The sequence below is a fragment of the Leuconostoc litchii genome, from assembly GCF_008107645.1.
GTDB classification, from domain to species: Bacteria; Bacillota; Bacilli; order Lactobacillales; family Lactobacillaceae; genus Leuconostoc; species Leuconostoc litchii.
Map to the genome: position 1 here is coordinate 918,722 of NZ_SDGY01000001.1, position 19,742 is coordinate 938,463.

At 36.4% G+C, this 19,742-nt stretch carries 16 protein-coding genes, 1 tRNA gene and 1 other annotated feature; of the genes, 2 read left to right on the forward strand and 15 right to left on the reverse strand.

Annotation, left to right across the window (positions count from 1 at the left end; translation table 11 throughout):
* Positions 1-33: 33 nt before the first annotated feature.
* The 6 genes from ESZ47_RS04505 to ESZ47_RS04535 form a co-directional block, all read right to left on the reverse strand.
* The gene (locus ESZ47_RS04505; RefSeq protein ID WP_148605141.1) at positions 34-1,017 is read right to left on the reverse strand and encodes a biotin--[acetyl-CoA-carboxylase] ligase; all 984 of its coding nucleotides are present in this window, start codon (positions 1,015-1,017) and stop codon (positions 34-36) included.
* Between the two features lie 311 nt (positions 1,018-1,328).
* A complete protein-coding gene (locus tag ESZ47_RS04515) occupies positions 1,329-1,871 on the reverse strand; it encodes a biotin transporter BioY (protein WP_148605144.1) in 543 nt (180 codons plus the stop codon).
* A gap of 106 nt (positions 1,872-1,977) precedes the next feature.
* Positions 1,978-3,363 carry an amino acid permease gene (locus ESZ47_RS04520; RefSeq protein ID WP_148605146.1) on the reverse strand — a complete coding sequence of 462 codons (1,386 nt, stop codon included), beginning with the start codon at positions 3,361-3,363 and terminating at the stop codon, positions 1,978-1,980.
* A 51-nt stretch (positions 3,364-3,414) separates the two neighbouring features.
* Positions 3,415-3,679, reverse strand: a binding site (T-box leader).
* 138 nt (positions 3,680-3,817) lie between these two features.
* Positions 3,818-3,891: transfer RNA gene (locus ESZ47_RS04525), tRNA-Lys, on the reverse strand.
* A gap of 196 nt (positions 3,892-4,087) precedes the next feature.
* Positions 4,088-4,669: a DNA-directed RNA polymerase subunit delta gene (gene rpoE / locus ESZ47_RS04530; RefSeq protein ID WP_148605148.1), complete on the reverse strand. Its 582-nt coding sequence runs from the start codon at positions 4,667-4,669 to the stop codon at positions 4,088-4,090.
* A 28-nt stretch (positions 4,670-4,697) separates the two neighbouring features.
* Positions 4,698-5,144, reverse strand: coding sequence for a YwiB family protein (locus ESZ47_RS04535; RefSeq protein WP_148605150.1), 447 nt, complete (start codon positions 5,142-5,144; stop codon positions 4,698-4,700).
* Between the two features lie 61 nt (positions 5,145-5,205).
* Between ESZ47_RS04535 and ESZ47_RS04540 the strand changes: the two genes are divergently transcribed.
* Both ESZ47_RS04540 and treR read left to right on the forward strand, forming a co-directional pair.
* Positions 5,206-6,552 carry an HD domain-containing protein gene (locus ESZ47_RS04540; RefSeq protein ID WP_148605151.1) on the forward strand — a complete coding sequence of 449 codons (1,347 nt, stop codon included), beginning with the start codon at positions 5,206-5,208 and terminating at the stop codon, positions 6,550-6,552.
* 41 nt (positions 6,553-6,593) lie between these two features.
* Positions 6,594-7,316, forward strand: a complete 723-nt coding sequence (gene treR / locus ESZ47_RS04545; protein ID WP_148605153.1) for a trehalose operon repressor — start codon at positions 6,594-6,596, stop codon at positions 7,314-7,316.
* Between the two features lie 42 nt (positions 7,317-7,358).
* On the opposite strand, the gene ESZ47_RS04550 is transcribed toward treR, so the two are convergent.
* The 9 genes from ESZ47_RS04550 to ESZ47_RS04590 form a co-directional block, all read right to left on the reverse strand.
* On the reverse strand, positions 7,359-9,008 hold the full coding sequence (locus ESZ47_RS04550; RefSeq protein WP_148605155.1) for an alpha,alpha-phosphotrehalase: 1,650 nt from the start codon (positions 9,006-9,008) through the stop codon (positions 7,359-7,361).
* Between the two features lie 15 nt (positions 9,009-9,023).
* On the reverse strand, positions 9,024-10,538 hold the full coding sequence (locus ESZ47_RS04555) for a PTS transporter subunit EIIC (protein WP_148605156.1): 1,515 nt from the start codon (positions 10,536-10,538) through the stop codon (positions 9,024-9,026).
* Positions 10,539-10,540: 2 nt separating this feature from the next.
* Positions 10,541-11,026 (reverse strand): PTS sugar transporter subunit IIA, encoded by a 486-nt coding sequence (locus ESZ47_RS04560; protein ID WP_148605158.1) that lies wholly within the window; start codon positions 11,024-11,026, stop codon positions 10,541-10,543.
* A 202-nt stretch (positions 11,027-11,228) separates the two neighbouring features.
* A complete protein-coding gene (locus ESZ47_RS04565; RefSeq protein WP_148605159.1) occupies positions 11,229-13,001 on the reverse strand; it encodes an oleate hydratase in 1,773 nt (590 codons plus the stop codon).
* 138 nt (positions 13,002-13,139) lie between these two features.
* On the reverse strand, positions 13,140-15,686 hold the full coding sequence (locus ESZ47_RS04570) for a M1 family metallopeptidase (RefSeq protein WP_148605161.1): 2,547 nt from the start codon (positions 15,684-15,686) through the stop codon (positions 13,140-13,142).
* A gap of 82 nt (positions 15,687-15,768) precedes the next feature.
* Entirely contained in the window at positions 15,769-16,710 is a 942-nt protein-coding gene (locus ESZ47_RS04575) for a phosphoglycerate dehydrogenase (RefSeq protein WP_148605163.1), read from the reverse strand.
* A 1-nt stretch (position 16,711) separates the two neighbouring features.
* Complete coding sequence (locus ESZ47_RS04580; RefSeq protein ID WP_148605165.1) at positions 16,712-17,674, reverse strand: sugar kinase; 963 nt, start codon at positions 17,672-17,674, stop codon at positions 16,712-16,714.
* A gap of 20 nt (positions 17,675-17,694) precedes the next feature.
* Entirely contained in the window at positions 17,695-18,972 is a 1,278-nt protein-coding gene (locus ESZ47_RS04585; RefSeq protein ID WP_148605167.1) for a gluconate:proton symporter, read from the reverse strand.
* 16 nt (positions 18,973-18,988) lie between these two features.
* Complete coding sequence (locus tag ESZ47_RS04590; RefSeq protein ID WP_148605169.1) at positions 18,989-19,732, reverse strand: sugar phosphate isomerase/epimerase family protein; 744 nt, start codon at positions 19,730-19,732, stop codon at positions 18,989-18,991.
* Between the last annotated feature and the right edge of the window lie 10 nt (positions 19,733-19,742).

Below are 19,742 nucleotides of genomic sequence, written 5' to 3' on the forward strand. Positions count from 1 at the left end.
GGGATTTGTCAAATATATTCTTCATTTTATTGATTAATAATGCTTACCTTTAACAGAAACTTTAGTAATTTCACCCGACGATACCGTTATTTTTTTGCCTTCTGATGACGATAAAATCAGCTCTCCCTGATCGCTGATCTCAATAGCTGTACCAGTTATCTGTTGACCACCGAATCGTACTGTAACTTCATGTCCTAGTACAATATTATGGGCCCTATATTCAGGTAAATAAGCACCTGTTTGATAGCAATCAACCATCTCAGAAAAAGCATCAACTAGTTTAGCAATAATAATATTTCTTGAGAAAACCAGGTCTGAAACAATACCACCAACTTTTTTATCTAGGTCATCTGTTAAGTTATTCGGTTGAATTAAATTTAATCCAATACCTACAACTAATGAAGTTAGACTTTGTGATTCTATGTTTACCACACCCTCTGTTAAAATACCACCAACTTTTTTATCCTCGTATATCAAATCATTGACCCACTTGAAAGATAACAAATGCCCCAAGGTTTCTTTAATAACGTTTCTGACAACAACAGCCGTCGCGGTTGTTATTAATCCTGGTTGAAGAACAATATGATTATCATCGCTCATAGGCAAAGCAAATGATAAATAAATCCCCGTTTGCTGCGGTGCAATAAATGAACGACCAAACCGACCATAAGCAGCATTTTGTTGATCAGCAATAATGACAGTCGGTTTCATTATTTTTTTTATTGCTAAAGCTTCTTTAGCATAAGCATTGGAAGAGCCTAGTTGCTCAAAATATTGTATATCCCAATCAGAAGATACTAATGCTCTAATCACGGGAACGCTCAAGACGCCAGTCTCCTTATAGCGATACCCTTTTCTGTGTTGACTTTCAATCTCATGACCACTTTCAATCAGCTTTTGAATAGCTTTCCAAATAGCAGCTCGACTAACGCCTAATTGATTGGCTAATGTTTCCCCGCTTAAATATTCACTTTCATGTTTGACAAAGTATCCTAAAAGCTGTTCAGATGTTTTCATAATTTTAGTTTAACAGAAATATGTATTATTGTGTAATGAACAACGCTGATTAAATGCGTGATGACAATTAGGACATTGATAATTCGAATGTTGATATGACCAAACAGTCATTTGATAATTACACACGCCACACATCACGGCCCTTTCTTCATTATTAATAGACATTGGTTCAAATTTATGCAAATTCATTACGTCATGACATTCATAACAAGCATAAAAACATTTACATTTCGCACAGAGATTAGCAACAATATCAACTACACTATGCCAATGTTGACATCGTCCTTGGTAATCTACATTAATTCCTTTAATCACAAGATAAAATGCCTCTTGTTCAAAATCATCGCTATCGCAACACCCAAGACAGATTTGATAATATCACCCGGAATAAAGGCTACTTGGTAAAGTAATGCCTTATCTAGTGGCATATTAGCTACTATATTTAAACCAATCGCTCCCAAAATATCAATTAATAAAACACCGAAAAGTAATATTACAATTAATAGCGGAAAAAAACTGAATTTGTTATTTTTAATGAGCCATTCTGATGCCCAACCAATTAGAAATGCTGCGATTGGATATGCATATAGATACCCAGCAGTTGGTCCAACAAAGACCACAAAGCCACCATGTCCACCACTTAAAATTGGTAACCCTAGGGCAGCTAAACACAAAAAGCCGACTACTGTAAAAAATCCATATTTTTTTCCGAGAATAATTCCTGCCAACATAATACCCATATTTTGCAAAACTATCGGAACCGGAATGAAGCCTAATGGTATGCTGGGAATGGCTCCCATCACAATAATTATAGCTAACATAATCGCTGATGTCGCCAACGCTTTGGTTTTCATAATATTCTCCTTTTAGTAAACCGTAAATAACATTTTAGTTTACTAAAATGTTATTGTCAAGTTTTAGACAAATAAAAAAACGCTTAAGGCGTTTTTGACAAGCATCTCATTTAATTTTTTGATGTTTCTTTCTTGTTGTAAAAAATACAATAGTCATTATAATTAGGAATCCTAATCCAATAAAAAGTGGAACTCGAGTATCCGGATTAAACACCATAAACACAAGTGTCACAATTAACATCAGAATCGCAAAATAATTGGTATATGGTGCAAATGGCATCTTGAAAGGATGATTTACCATTTTACTGGCATTTTCTTTTCGGAATTTAATTTGACTCCATAAAATGACAAACCAAGGCACCATTCCAGGCAATGTACTTGCTGAATATACTAATACGAAGATACTCGAGCTACCGTGCCAAAACAATGGTAATACAGCATTTAAAATAATACCTATTAAAATACCACCTGAAATAGCTAACACTGGCAGCGTAGGCACACGATGCTTGGAAAGTTTAAGGAACTTTGGTGATAGTTCTTTGCCTAGAGCTAACGTGTATAGCATACGACTAGAAGAAAAAATTCCAGAATTCAAAGCCGACATGGCCGCTGTCATCATCACAAAATTAATAATCCCGGCTGCCGCAGTGATACCAACACGTGAGAACGTCTCCACAAAAGGTGAACCAACTTGATCTAATTTATCCCACGGATAGATTGTAATAATAACAAATATAGCACCAATATAAAAAATTAATATGCGAGCAACAATCGATTTAATTGATTTAACAATAGCTACTTGTGGATTATCTGCTTCACCTGCTGTAATCCCAATAATTTCAATTGCCTGATAAGAAGTGATTACAATCGACAAAGCGAAAAAGAAACCTTTAATACCACCAGCAAAAAATGGTCCATGCATCCACAAATTTGAAAAACCGATTGGCTGCCAGTGATTACCAAGTCCCAATAGAATGACTAGCAAACCTAAAATAATCATAAATACAATGGTGATTACTTTAATCAGAGAAAACCAAGTTTCCATTTCACCATATGCTTTCACAGTAACTAAGTTAGCAGCGGTTAACATCGCTAAGACGACAACTCCTGTGACCCAACTAGGAATGTTAGGGAACCAGTAGTCCAAATACATACCAACAGCAATTGTTTCACTGACACCCACTGTTAACCATTGAAATACATTTGCCCAGACAGTGAGATATCCAGCTACTGGATGAATATATTTCGTTGCGTAATTAGCAAACGAACCAACTGATGGGTCTACATAAAGCATTTCTCCCAAAGCTCGCATCACTAAATATAAAACCAATCCAGCAATAGCATAAGCTAATAGCACGGAAACACCCGTCCATTTAATTGTCGCTGCCGACCCCATGAACAAGCCTACGCCAATTGTGCCACCAAGGGCAATCATTTGCATTTGACGTGATGATAAATCTCTATTTAATTCTCTATTTTGCTTTTCAGCCATCAAAAGTTCCTTCTTTTCTATACGAACAAAAAGCACCCTTAGATATTACTATCTAAGGGTGCTTTTAAGCACGGTACCACCTCATGTATTCATTAAATAAACAACATAAACGAAGTATTAAACACTTCTTCATTTATAGAGCTGTTATTTAAACTCTGTCATCAGGATAACGACCAATGAATCCGGTCATACTTTCACTCGTGCTACTCGTATGTCACTTCTGAGGTAGTTTTCCCAATAATTGCGTGTCATTTTCACCAACCATGACATCTCTTAAACAATAACTATCGGTACTCGTCCTCATCAACGTTTTTATCAATAATACACTATTTTATATCGGTTTGTAAAGTACATTTTTAAAACATCATATTCTTTTTAAAAACAAAAAAAGAATCGTTCTCAATAGAACGATTCTTTAATGGATTATCCCAAAGGTCGCCAACTTTTACGTCAGTGCTCCCGCTCGGATTCGAACCGAGGACCTTGGGATTAAAAATCCCCTACTCTAACCAACTGAGTTACAGGAGCATTTCTTATGCCTTAGCACATTTATATATAATACAGACTTTCATTCAAAAAAGCAACCCTTTTTTTGAATTTAAATTATTTTTTTTTACAATTATCTAAAACAGTAGTAAAAATGCCTATTTATAAGCATTTTATGCTATAACTTTTTTTGTAACATAACAAAAAAACTATCACGAAGGATAGTTTTCATTCTAAATTACTTTTCTTGATCACCATCACTAAGATCATCAAGATCATCGCCACCAGATAATTCTGTCATATTGGCATCGATTGATTCATCATCTGACAAATCGATATCATTACTCTCGTCATCATCTTCAACTTCGACCTCATCATCATCGGTTTCGGCATCATCAGCAGCAACTGTACCGAAATCTTCATCTTCAGGATCGTCGTCATTATAATCAATAACATCGTCATCGGAAGCATTATCGGCAAATACATTAACTTTTTTCTTGGATGACTTCTTGCGCTTTGGCGCGTCGTCTTCGTCGTCCAATTCATGAATTGATTCGTCAATAGCATCAACTGGATACCATGCACGTAATGCCCACTCATTATTACCAAGTGAAATAAACGAACCATCAGTGTTTAAGTCAGTGTAAAATTGTGACAGACGCGGCTTGAATGCTTCCGCATCAACTCCCAAAAATTCTTGTATTTCTTGGACTAATAAACTGAAAGGCATTGTTTCTTTATGCTCTGTCAAAATGGCCGTTGCAATTTCAACTAATGCATATTCTTCTTTAGGGTGATTCCCTAATGTTGTAAGTGACATGTTTTACGTCCTTTCGCGGGGTTTCTAACTAATCTATCATACTAGATTCGGGTGTGAATTGCAACCTAACTTCATACTGCCCAATCACTTGTTGATTTGCATACAATATATAATCAATAGCTACTTCACCGTATAATTTTTTCAAATCAAAATCTGTTGCTAACAAAGTAGTCAATGTTTCTAACTGCATTTGCCCTGTTGGTGTTTGATAAAGTGCGGGAATACGTTCTGATTTAACAAAAGAAAATTTTGTAATAATATCACCTGACCGATTCATACGAATTTGGCCGTCGCTAAATTTGAACATAATTTGTGTCTTTTGGTCTTCAATAACTTCCGTATATCTCAAATAAAGTGCATTATTTTTTAAGAATAGTTTCCCTGTTGTTTGAAAATCAAACCTTTCAATTTCATTTTCTTGACGAATTTTCGTTTTTAAATGAATTTCAACATCATTTTGTTCTAAAATTGCCATAATTCACCCCTATTTTAATCTAAAATCTATTATAATATAAGAAACAGCAAAAGGGATTAGTATGTTAGAAGAAAAATTAATTAAAGAAAAAGTACTACGTGATCCAATTCATAACTTTATACATATCGACGATCCAATTATTTTAGATTTAATCAATACCCCAGAATTCCAAAGACTGCGCCGGATTAAGCAATTAGGAATCGCTAGCTCAGTATTTCATGGTGCTGAACATTCAAGATTTGGACACTCAGTCGGCGTCTATGAACTCGCCCGACGTATTACCGAACGCTTTGGACACTATTATAGTGATATTTGGGACCCGAAAGAGCGCTTAGTGACGCTGGTGGCAGCCCTTCTCCATGATATCGGCCATGGCGCCTTTTCACATACATTTGAGCATTTATTTCACACAGACCATGAAGCAATGACACGGGAAATCATCATGGGTAATACGGAAATTCATAGCGTTCTATCTCAAGTATCCCCAGATTTCCCAAACCAAGTTGCTAGTGTCATTGCTAAGACTTATGACAATCCTCAAGTAGTACAACTGATTTCTAGCCAAATTGATGTGGATCGTATGGATTATTTGTTGCGTGATGCCTATTTCACTGGGACAAAATATGGTGAGTTTGATATTGATCGCATTTTACGCACGATGCAACCAACTGCAAATGGTATTGCCTTTGATATTGCAGGCATGCATGCAGTGGAGGATTACATTGTTTCTCGCTATCAAATGTACTGGCAAGTTTATTTTCATCCTGTATCACGTGGTATGGAGGTCTTGCTGGAGCATTTGTTACAACGTGTACAAGAATTATATCGTTCAAGCGCCACAAATGAATCAATTGATAATAATTTTGTTGGCCCCTTATTAGCTCCTCTATTTACCAACAAAGCATTAACATTATCAGACTACTTGAAATTAGATGACAATGTATTTATGACATATATTAATATCTGGCAATCACACCCAGATCCCATTTTATCTGATTTATCACAACGGTTCATGGGCCGTCGCCCTCTGAAATCAATGGAAATTACAAATGAAACTGCACCTTTATTAGACGAGCTTAAGGTACTTGTTAATAACGCTGGCTTTAATGCTGATTTTTATACCGCTCAAAATAGAGCATATGATTTACCTTACGATGATTACAAACCCAATGTTGCTAAACCACGTACCCAAATCGATTTCTTATTAGCCGATGGCTCACATCGGGAATTAGCAGATATCTCAACGTTAGTCGCAGCTATCAAAGGAAAGGCATCCATCGATCAACGGTTCTTTTTTCCAAAAGAAATGCTCAGTATTGAGCCCGACGAGCTGTTTGCCGATACATTTAAACAATTTCGTAGCTTTATTCGTAATAATTCTTTAACAACACCTAATCCAGAATCATAATAATGGCTATCTAATGCACATCATACCAATAAAGGTCTATCATGATCCCACTATATTTTAAGATATATCAGCAAGTCAAAGATGATATCAGTAATAACGTTTACCCGGCTAATTCATTTTTACCCAGTGAAAATGAATTAGTAGCTCAATTTCATACATCACGGGATACTATTCGAAAGGCACTTGCCAAATTGGACGAAGAAGGGTTAATTCAAAAAAGGCGTGGTAAAGGTTCGCAAGTCATCTCTCATCAATTGAGGCATTTTCCCATTAGCGGTTTGACGAGCTTTCATGAACTGAAACAATTACAAAAGTTTCAAGTAGTAACCGAAGTTCCTATTTTTGAGAGAATTACTGTCACGACAGGTACAAAAAATATTACCTTATTTCCTGTGGGCACACCTTTGTTCCATATTGTTCGTGTACGAATTATTGATGGTATTCACAGCGTTATTGATGAAGACTATATTCGCTCCGATGTCATTTCCAACCTTACAAAGGATATCGCACAACATTCTATTTATGAATATATTGAAAAATCATTAAATCTATCTGTTGCTTACGCTGAAAAAACCATCACTGCTCAGTTAATCACCAATCGAGATCGTGAATTACTGGTAGGTTTACCTGAAGAAGAAAATCGACTGATTCAAGTAGAAAGCCAAGGATATCTTGCTGACACAACTTACTTTCAGCACACTATTGCACGTCACCGGCCTGATCAATTTCAATTCGATGAATTTGCTAGAAGACAAACAACTTAAAAAGTGAAATCAACTATTAAAAGATTGATTTCACTTTTTTATTCAATATTGAATTGCAAAACTTTCATACGGCCGCAAGGTCATCTCTCTTGATATCTTAAAATCTGAATAACTAGACACTAATAGTTGCCCTGTTTGAATCGCATCATTTGCAAGGTTAATTTGCACTGGTTCTTCGCCAAAATGTGTGACAACCAAAATCCGATTATGTTTTAATCTTCGTTCAAAGGCTATTATTTCTGGTATAGTTTCATACTTTGGCGTGTAATCACCATCAGAGATTATGCTATTTACTTGACGTAATCGAATTAATTTTTGATAAAATGCATACAAGCTGTCTGCAGAAATTTTATCTTGCGCAACATTAATAACATTATAATTACTGTTTCTAAGCCACGGCTGATGTGTGGAAAAACCGGCGTATTTTTTATTGTCCCATTGCATTGGTACACGTGAATTATCACGCGATTTAGTTTGAACAATACCAAAAGCCTCTTGTTCTTTCAGTCCCTGATTCAATAGCATTTGATAGGCATTTTTACTCTCTACATCAACATAGTCTGCCATACTTTGGTACTTAGGATCTAACATTCCAATTTCTTCACCCATATAAATATACGGTGTTCCCCTATTTAAGTGAACAAGAATGGCTAGCATTTTCGCTCCAACACAATAATATTTCGGCGAATTAACAAATCGATTAATGGCACGAGGCTGATCATGATTATTCCAGAACCACGCTGGCCATCCTTTCTCAGCCATTAACCCTTGACTCCATTCATGCCAAATATGTCGTAGTGATTCAAAGTCATAAGGAACTTTTGTCCATTTATTACCTTGCTCATAGTCTACCTTTAAATGATGAAAATTGAAGCCCATACTTAGTGCATTATTAGCAGGGTTTGTATAATTCGCAGTGTTTTTAATTGTAGTAGAGCTCAACTCACCAACAGTGATTACATCTGGATAGTTTCCAAATGTTGCTGCATTCATCTTCTGAATATAATCTTTCACAATTGGCGTGTCTGTATATAAGTATTTTCCCCCATTATCTGTCTCATCATCAACCAAAACTTTAGCTTTTCCAATAACATTAATCACATCAAATCTGAAACCACGTACTCCTTTCGCTAACCAAAAGTTTAAAATATTGTAGAGTTCATGACGCACCGATGGATTATGCCAATTCAAGTCAGCTTGTGTTGGATCATACAAATGAAGATAGGCTAGGTTAGTGTCTCCAAACTTTGACCATGCCGAACCGCCAAATTTTGATACCCAATTTGTTGGTTCTCGACCATCTTCAAGATAGGGCCTTAAGTAATAGTAATCCTGATACTTCGAGTCTCCTTCTAACGCTTTTTGAAACCAAGCATGCGCTGTTGAAGTATGATTAAATACCATATCCAGCATAATACCCATATGATACTTTTTTGCTTCAGCGACCAATTCTTCAAAATCCGACATTGTCCCAAATAATGGATCAATTGCAGTGTAATCACTTATATCGTAACCATTGTCATTTTGAGGGGATGGAAAGATCGGATTCAGCCAAATCATCGTAACTCCTAACCCTGCTAAATAAGGTAATCTTTCGATAATACCGGGTAAATCACCAACACCATCCCCATTACTATCTTGAAACGATTTGGGATAAACCTGATAAACAACGTGTTTGCCTAATTTTGTCATAGTATTGTAAACCCCTCACTTTGAAGTTGCATCTTTAAAGACATTCTTTTTTTCAACTTGTTTTACGCCTTTTGCTACATCACTGTCCTTAAACCCCCATAGATAAACCGCTATAAATGAAACCGCAATTGTAGCCGCCGAGGCAATCAAGAAAATTAGCAAGTTATTAGGATTATCTTTTGGCGAAGCGAAGGATGGAAAGCCTATTAATGAACCAGTAAAACCATACATATGAAGATTGAATAGTCCAGCAATTAAGCCACCTGTGGCACCACCTAAGTTAGCCATCCAGAAAACTCGTCCGTACTTCAGGTTAATACCATACATCGCAGGCTCAGTAATTCCAGCAAAAGCTGACAACGCACCAGCACCAGCTAATCCCTTCAAATTAGCAATTTTTGTTTTTGCAAAAACAGCTAATGCACCAGCACCTTGTGCAATCATCGTAAAGTTAACCAAAGCATTGAGCTGTGACTGGCCTGTCTGCGCGATTTCATTGGCGATAAGAGGAACAACCATCCAATGCAATCCAAAGATAACCAAAACTTGATACAAACCACCAATAATCAAACCAGATAGTGCATAATTAAAGTTTAACAGAGCATTAATGGCAACAGATATACCAGATGAAATCATTGTAATCGCAGGTCCCATAATAACCAACACAACCGAGCCAACGATAAAAATAGTGATTAGTGGTTGAAAGATCGATCGAATAGAAACTGGCAAATGATCTTTTAGCCAATTTCCAATAGGACGTGCTAACCATGCTGCAAAAATAATTGGGAAAATTGAATAAGCATAGTTAGGAATTGTAATTGGTAAACCAAAGAAATGGGCATTGATTGGCATACCTAACAAAACGCCTGATGCCTTTACAGCGGATAGACCAATCATTTCTGGTTTAACTAGTAAGGCACCAATTGCTGCTACTACCAATGGATCAGATTTTAGTTGTTGCGCAGCGGTAAAACCAACCAGTACTGGCAAAAAGTAAAATGGTGCCATAGCCATTGACTGGATAATCGTAAATGTATCTGATTTTGTACTAATTAAGCCCAATAAGTTTGGATCTGAAAGTAACGTCAAAAATCCATTCAACATACCACCGGCTGCTAATAATCCAATCACTGGAATCATTGAACCAGTGATTGTACCAATCAACGTTTGAAAGGCATTTTTAAACCAATCAAGCGCATTTTTAGGTCTTTGTTCTTTGGCCTTTGTCGCCTCTACTGCAGCATTAGTTGCTTCGTTATCAACCACACTTGAACCTAATCGATCCACAACTTTATCGTATACATCAGCTACAGCAGGCCCAATCACTACTTGATATTGTCCTAAAGCACTATTATAAACAGCACCAGCTACACCAGGTACCTTAGACATTTCGTCTGTGTGTGCTTTAGTTTCATCATGTAAATAGAAGCGTAATCGTGTAATACAATGTATCACCTTTTCGACGTTGTCCTTGCCACCAATATTTTTGATGATAGCTTGAGCCATGTCGTCATAATTTTCTTTAACCATAATTAATTTCTCCTCGCTGTAGCATTACCTAGTTGCTGACCTGCTACTGCTGGTCCATAATGTACCGTTATCGATTCAAGTTTGTCTGCTGTATTAGTAATTAATACCATGGTGGTTTTTGCAAGCTTTGCATCCTCAACTTGTGACCAATCTACAATAACCAGTTCATCTCCAGCTTCTACAATGTCGCCAACTTTAACTTTTGTTCTAAATGGTTCTCCACTCAAAGAAACAGTATCAATACCTATATGCAAGAGTAATTCTAAACCGTCAAAACGCTTTAACCCAACTGCATGTCCTTGAATCATGGTAATTTCTCCTGATACTGGTGCGACAATTTGTGAGGCTTTGGGCTCAACTGCATAGCCATCACCCATCATTTTTTGGGCAAAAACTGGATCAGATACCTTGTCCAAAGGTATAACTTCTCCGGTTACCGGTGAATAGACGTTTACATCTTCGCTTATTTTTTTTCCAAATCCAAACATAGCATTCTCCTTTAAGCTTCCAACTTGTACGTACTAGTTACTAAGTCAAGAATAACATATATCAACCATTATGTAAACGGTTACATAAAAAAACATTAGTATCTTAATTTACACAAAAATTATTCAAATTTCTTTCTAGTTTATTATTTTTATCTCAATACAATAAAAGAACTTGCCTAAAGGCAAATTCTTTAAATAACACTTATAATAAATGTGCTTCCTGCAATAACTCTTCCATCCAAGTTCCTTTAATTTTTTTTAGACCAACTTTTTGAATCAATTTTGGAATTGGTAAATCCATCTCGTCCAACGATTTTTTGTCGTTCATGTAATACATAGCTCGCAATAATTCTCGAATATCGTAGATTGAATTAAAGACCTCTGGCACACCACGTTCCACATCTAGCAAGCTATAAACCGCTTCCATTGCCGTTCGAACTGAATATTCTGTCGTAAAAACCGTATCTCGTGAAGGGGATTCTGCAAAATTACCAATAAATGCCAAGTTAATGGATCCATGCGGAATCACTTGTGGACGATCACCCATCACACGAGGCATGAAGTAACTAGTAATAAATGGCATATACACCGGTATCGTATTAATGGACTCCTGCTGTGCCAGCTGATTGATTTTACTCTCAGGCACGCCTAGATGATATAAGAATTCTTGCGTAATTTCTTGACCTGAACAGTCTACGATGTTTTTCTTGATGTAGTTACCTTTAACATCAGAATACAAACCGTAAATCCAAACAGTTGTTTCATTAGGTTGTTGTTGTTTAAAATGAGGTTGGCGATGAACAGCAAAACTCATCATCCAGTTAGAATCAGTAATGGTAATAATACCACCGGTATTAATTTTACCATCATGAAGATCTCGCTTAGTCAAGCGTTCAATATAAGGATCAATTTCTACATTCTTAATCGTCGCAGTGGCCGAAATAAACCAGCTTTTTGCTGGCAAATTTCGATAAAAAACACTTGGATGACCAAATTCATCTGATTGTGCAGCAAGATTTTCCCACAAATGCCACGAACCACCTGGTTCATCTGTAATTGGAGCCGCTTCAAAATGACTACCATAAGTTGTACTTTCAGTAATTGAACCGTTAGTCACAAAAACCAAATCATTAACAGTTAACTCTCGTGTTTCTTGTTGTCCATCTACCGTTAACTCTAACGTTTTGGCAACTTTTTTATTACTCTCAAAATCCACAACAATATTATTAACTGTGGTACCAAACTGTACATCAACCCCATGGTCTGCCAAGTAGCTAGTTAGCGGTAAAACCATGGAATCATATTGATTATATCTGTTAAATTTTAAAGCTGAAAAGTCTGGTAATCCATCAATATGATGAATAAAACGCATAGCATAACGTCTCATTTCAGCTAACGAATGCCACTTTTCAAAAGCAAACATTGTTGCCCAATAAATCCAAAAATTACTTTTAAAAAAGTCATCTGAGAAATACTCTTCAATTGTCTGATTACCCAATTTAGATTCAGGCGTCATAATTAATTTGATAATTTCTTGGGAAGCCTCTCCCAACGTGTACTCTCCATCGTCGGGTACTCGGTTACCACGATCATAGATCAACCGGCAATTGGAAGAATTAGGATCATCTTTATCAAGCCAATAAAATTCATCAAGATAAGAAGCGCCTGGAATTTCTAAAGATGGGATGGAACGATACAAATCCCACAAGCACTCAAAATGATTCTCCATTTCACGACCGCCACGAGTCACAAAGCCAATATTAGGCCTCTCAATGCCATCAAGAGACCCACCAGCAAGTGGTAGTTCTTCCAAAATGTGAATCGATTCTCCCTTCATATGACCATCACGAATGAGAAAAACGGCAGCAGATAAACCAGCTAATCCTGAGCCTACAATATAAGCAGACTTTTGATCAACATTTTTAGGCTTACGTGGTGTTGCAAACGCTTCATAATTACCATTACTATAATACATTTTGAACCCCTTTCTGTTAGAAAACGCTTTCAATACACCATCATTTTAACGCAAACAATAGCGATTTAGCAATGAAAACGAGTTGCCATCAACATCATTAATAAAAAGAGCAAGCGATGTTATCACTTGCTCTTTTAATCATTTTTTATTGTTTTTGACTAACTTTAAAACAGCCTGATTGAGTTGATTTTGCTCTGTTTCGATCAAATTAACGCGACTGGCAATCACTTTAATATCCATCTCAATCTCACGTGTTAATCCAGGAGTATTTAATTTAGGTTCAAAGAATGCCTTGAATTCAGCCAATCTTTCTGGGGTATGGAAAACAAGGGCAATCACTGTGATATACATTGTAAACTCCATATCACCTCCAATAGTCTTGTCCAACCATGTCCACTCCTTACGGAACCAATCCCAAACCAACTGTTGTGCATCATTGTTTTTTAATAAGCTATGAACCCATCCACGCAGATCCTGTGGTTTGATTGTATCTGCATCCTTTAATTTAGCAACTAATTTTGTAATTAACGTACTATCTTTTACGTTAGCTAAGGCATTACGTAAATCAGTTTTGTAGCTAGCATCTGAAGACTCACGATAATTTTTTAATAATCTTTCAAAAATTACTGAATTTCCAAAATATTCAACTTCATTGGATAAAACAAACTGACGAATGTCGGCAGTTATACCTTGTAAATTAAGTATGTTTTCTTCAAAAATTCTGTGAGCAGAGGCAACAACTTGGGAATTTTGAGCGTACAAAGCAGCCGATAAAACATATGGCCTGATAAGTTGATCATCGTTAGATTCATTAGATTGACCATACCAACCTAAACTTTGAACCTGTTTTTGACTAATCAAATCGTAAAACGATTTTAATGCACTTTCTTCATTAGAATTTGGCTGAACAAATTTTTTCAAATCTTGCAAAATATCATATAAAACAGTATTTACAAGAATTGAAGGGCTGTCCATAAATTTCCCAAGTAAAGGTACAATGTCCGCGTATGAAACTTTATTAGCCTCAGCTAATAAATGTAAATCTTGCAATATTTGTCGCTGTGAAATAAAATCTAAAGCTTCCACTTGTGACAGAATATCAGCTAATAACTGCTTATCGTACTGAACGATAAAATGTGAATTATTACCAACATTAAGTTGAAATGGCTCACCAGCATTTTCTCGTAATTGCGCATAATTTTCCAAAACTAGCTTCTCATCAGCTAATAACTTTGGTACTTCATCATAATTAGTATGTAAAGGAATTTGCCATTGACGCTTATTTTTCTGATGCTCACCAATAAAAAATTGACTTTGTGAAAGTACTAATTGGCCATCTTCCACTGAAGCCTTAACAACTGGGTAACCTGGTTGCTCCAACCAAGAGTCCATAATTTCTATGACATCTTGCCCGGATGCTTCGCCTAAAGCATGCCAAAGGTCCGCTCCAGTAGCATTTCCATAACGATGTTGTGCAAAATAATTTTTAAGCCCTCGACGTAGCGCATCATCACCAATGAGTGCACGTACCATGACTAATAAACGTGCCCCTTTAGCATAAACAATTGCTGGATCAAATAAAGCATCAACTTCAGCTGGATGTTCAACTTGGACATGAACTGATTGAACACCATCCGTACTATCTCTTTTTAGTGCCGAAACAATATCGTTCGACTGAAAACTTTCCCAAATATGCCAATCAGGTTCAAGTGCATCTACTGCAACATATTCCATCATATTGGCAAAACTTTCATTCAGCCATAAGTCATCCCACCACTTCATTGTTACCAAATCACCAAACCACTGATGAGCCAATTCATGTGCTATCACTGTAGCAACAACCTGTTTGGTTTCGAGTGCCGAGTTCTCTGGATCAAGTAATACATAAGCCTCGCGATAGGTAACTAATCCCCAGTTTTCCATCGCACCAGCAGAAAAATCTGGCAATGCTAATTGCCAAGAGTGTGGCAAAGGATAAGGTGTTTGATAAAATTCTTCGAAGAATTCAATTGCTCTTTTGGCAATATCCAAAGCAAAATCTAATTCATTCTGTGCGTGCGCTTTGGTAGCAAAAATACCAATTTTTACACCACTATGAGTAACTGTTTGTTTACTTTGCAAATCACCAAAAGCAAAAGCTACTAAATACGTCGACATGCGTACTGTTGTATCAAAGTAATGCACGCCTTCTTCTACGCGTAATTCGGGCATATTAGCTAAAATCGTTTCATGGGGATGTTCATCAAACTTAATGGATAAATCAAAAATTGCCTTTGCCTCTGGTTCATCTACACATGGAAAGGCTTGCCGTGCAAAGTTAGTCTCAAATTGTGTCCCAATAATTTGTTTTTTTTGGCCATCTAATTCATAGTAAGAAGGATAAATTCCCATCATAGTATCTGTTAGTACAGCTGAATATCGGACAGTAACAGCTATCTGTCCACTATGTTCTACAGAGAATTTGACTAAATTTAATTCATCATCAATTTCAAAAGGTATCTTTTTTTCATCAATCGCTACGAATTCAATGTTCAAATTTTTTTGATGTAAGGCAATATTTTTTACAGCAGCATATCCTCTTACAGTCGTTTGACCGCTAAAATACTTTTTTTCACGATTAATGTCTAAATAAATATTGTAATGTTCAGGTTGAAAGTTATTATAAAGTCGTGCAAATTTAGTCATGGTTTCTCCTGTTATCTTTAGAATAGCTATATTATACACCTTGCTAAAAAAGAACGACTATAGAAGCGTCGTTCTTAAAACTTTACTTTAGCTGATTCACAGCTGATTCTGGTTTCTCCCCAGATAAAACGCGCACAATATCACTAGTTGCATCAATAGCCATTCGTGCTTTTGTTTCAATTGTGTTTGAAGCAATATGTGGCGTCAATAAAACATTATCTAAATCAACTAAAGGATTAGTAACAGGCAATGGTTCTTCTTCAAAAACATCTAAGGCTGCACCCGCAATATCACCATTTTTCAGTGCTGTGACTAATTCAGATTCAACTAGAATAGATCCACGAGCCATATTAATCAAAAATGCATCGTTTTTCATCAGCTTAAATTCTTCTGCACCAATGGAATGCTGTGTTTCTGGCAAAGCAGGTAAATGAACCATCACATAATCAGCTGTTTTAAAAATAGTTTCACGATCAACAATTTCAACATCTGGTGTCGACTTGGCAAAAGGATCGAACGCAATAACTTTAACATCAAAACCGCTTAATTTCTTAGCAACTTGTTGCCCGATACGACCAAATCCCAATATTCCAACTGTTTTACCCTCGATATCTCGACCAGGATGTGCTTTTCGATACTGCCAATTATCGTCATGAATTGCCTTAGCATTTTGATACAAATTTTTACTGATAGCTAATAATTCAGAGACTGCTGTTTCAGCTACGGATCCTGACAAAGCTTTAGGCGTATTTACGACATAAATTCCTCTTTGCGTAGCAGCATCTACGTCAACTGAATCGTAACCCACACCATTTCGTGCTATCACTTTCAAATTTGGCATAGCATCCATAATTTCTGCATCAAACTTTTGAGTACCAATCAAAACAGCGCTGGCCTGTGCGCCTTCTGACTTCATTTTTTCAGGATCACGCCCTGTTCCAACAACAACTTGAAGCCCTGCTTTTTCGAGAATTTTTTTCCCCTCTGCAGGAATATCATCTGGTAAAAATACTTGCTTTGTCATTTTATGCCTCTTTCTTATTTGTTTCCAAAAATTCTTTCAATTCTGATTGAGTTGGATAACCATCATTATCTCCAGGTGTTTGCACTTGCAGTGCGCCAACAGCATTTGCTCGCTGAACAGCTTCTGGCATCGTTAACCCTTCGATTAATCCAGTAATCAAACCCAGTGCAAAGCCATCGCCTGCACCAACTGTATCGACAACATGTTCCACTTTAAAGCCTTTAACAAGGTAACTCTCACCACTTTTGTTTTTTACATATGCACCGGCGGAACCCACTTTTACTACGACCGTTTGTGTACGCTCACTATTCTTGAGATAAAAATCAGCAATCTTTTCAGGATCTCTTGATCCCATTAAAATTTCACCCTCATCAATACCAGGCAAAACAATTTCGCCATACTTCGCTAAATCATTAATTGTTTCAATCATGACTTCTCTTGATTCCCATAAAGCAGGACGTAAATTAGGATCAAAAGTTGTACGAATACCTCGATCAATTAATTTTTTCGCAAAATAACGAAACGCAGCACGAGATTGCAGAGAAATTGCTGGAAAAATTCCTGACAAATGCGCAATCTTTACATCAGTAAAATCAACGTGATCAATCAGTGACTTATCAAAATGCGCTGCAGCAGAGTTTCTTCGAAAATTAAAAGTTGAAGGATCACCCTGATTTACTAGTTCTTTTAATTGGAAAGCAGTCCAGTTATTTTCATCAGTCGAAATATAATGATTTCCAACATTGTATCTTGCAATTTCTTTAATCGCAAATTTTCCTAATGGATCTGCCCCAACTTGAGAAATATATTCCGTACTGTGACCCAATCGAGTCGCACCAATCAGAACATTTAACTCAGCACCACCCAAAAACTTAAAATAGTTAATGCTATCAACTAAACCTTGATTTAGATCAGTTGAAGCAAAAGTGACTACCGGCTCACCCAATGTTAAAATTTCGCTCATGTTTTTCTCCTAAGTACTTTTTAATGACCAAAAAAGCCATATACTAATAATTCATTGATAATTGAAATAATCCACATGATTGGAATACCCATTTTGAGATATTCCTTGGTTTCCAATTTTGAATAAGTTAACGCCCATGTGTTCCAAGATTGTGTTAAGTCAATTGAAACTGCCATAATACTTGCTGTATACAGTAGTGGTAGCAAAAAGATGGGTGAAAATGTTCCAGTTGCAGCTAACACAGCAGCGGTAGCAGCGCCAGCACCCCATACATGCAATGGTCCACGGAACAATGCTAATGGTGCAAGGATACCAATCGCAATGGCCAAAACAAGTGGATTACTTGGCAAAATAACTTCTATCATACTTTTGAAGTGTGGCACATTCATGGTGGCAGCGCCGGCAAACATCACTAAAGCCATCAAGAAAATAATTAACCCTGAAATATCATTAATAGCTTGCGACACAGTCTTATTAATAAAATCTACCAAACCTTTATAAGATTTCATTTGACCAGTTAATAATAGCGCCAAAATAGTCGCTAATAATAAAGCCGGGATTGCATCCCAATGAAAGAACATATTCAACGCAACTGGTAACACTGGGATAATAAATGTAATCGGATGTGTCTTTTTGAATGTTGCTTGTTGTGTATCACTGATGGTCTCGATTTTACCGTTTTTGATGCTTTTTCTGTTCAAAAGAATAAAGATAATGACCCCTAACAATTGCACACTCATAGCTGACAAGCCAAAAATTAAGTATTTTCCAGAAAAACTAACGGAGGGAAAGAAAGCTTTAATTTGGTTAAACAATACAACATTAATATACATTGGCGCACCAATAGCCATTGTAAAGGCTGGAATGGCAACCTTTTTAGGAACACCAATGGATAATAGAATCGGAATTAAAATCACACCAATGGCAATAACTGAACCAACACCATATGCAGAAGAAAAAATTAATGCTGTCACTAGCACAACTAAAACAGCCGCAAAAATAGGCGCTTTACGTCCGACTTTTTCAGTTTGTGCCGAAATAGAGCCAGCAATACCAGAATCAACAAGTACTCGGCCAAACCATGAGCCAAAGACAATATAAATAATCGTTGGACCATAATTTAAAGCTGGTTCTGCAATAACCTTTTGCACAACTTGATTAAATGGGACTAATCCAATAACTGACCATAGTAAGGCCATGATGAAAAATCCAATAACTAAGTTTCCGCCCTTGACAATATAATAAATAAAGCCAACAAATGTTAATAAGAGCAGAATACTAATAATAATATTAGTCATAATGTCGTAGACTCCTTTAAATAAAGTTGGCGAGTGCCTGAACGCCATCTTTTATTATTTGGTCATTAGCTGTTGGATATTCAACTGCAACTGGTACATCATTTGGCAAAATATTCAGAATTGCTTGCCAATCTATATCACCATCATTAAGTGGTACTGTCACAAGATTCTCTCCATAACCCTTATCGTCCTTGACATGAATATAGCGAACATAGCCTGTTAATTTTTTAGCCGCTATGTTTTCGTCTTCCTTAACATAACGCCAATTTCCCATATCATAGACATAGCCAATATCTAATGCAGCATCAGTTACTGCAGTCATAAACTTTTCTATTGCAGCAATTTTTCCCGAAATTTGTGTTTGATCATTTTCGATATTTGTTTGAATGCCACCTGATAACAATTCATTCAATTTTAAAGTATCTTCTGGTAGCAAAGTTTCAAAATCACCAATATTAAACTTAATTGCGTAAATTCCTAGTGCTTGTGCCTCATCATAATATTGTGCCAATTTAGGATTAATCCGATGATTTACAAAAACTTCATCCGGTACTGAATAAAATAATTGTATATTGTTTTCCATAGCATATTTGGCAATAGCTGGTGTTTCTTCAGCTATATCATCAAAGTATTCACGTCGTAACTCAGCTGATTTAATACCAAAGGAAACAATTTTTTTAAGCATTTCTAATTGAAGCATACCTTTTTCTCGGTCATTGGCGAATACTAAATTATTTAAAACAATTTGTTCTTTTTTCATTATCCTTCTC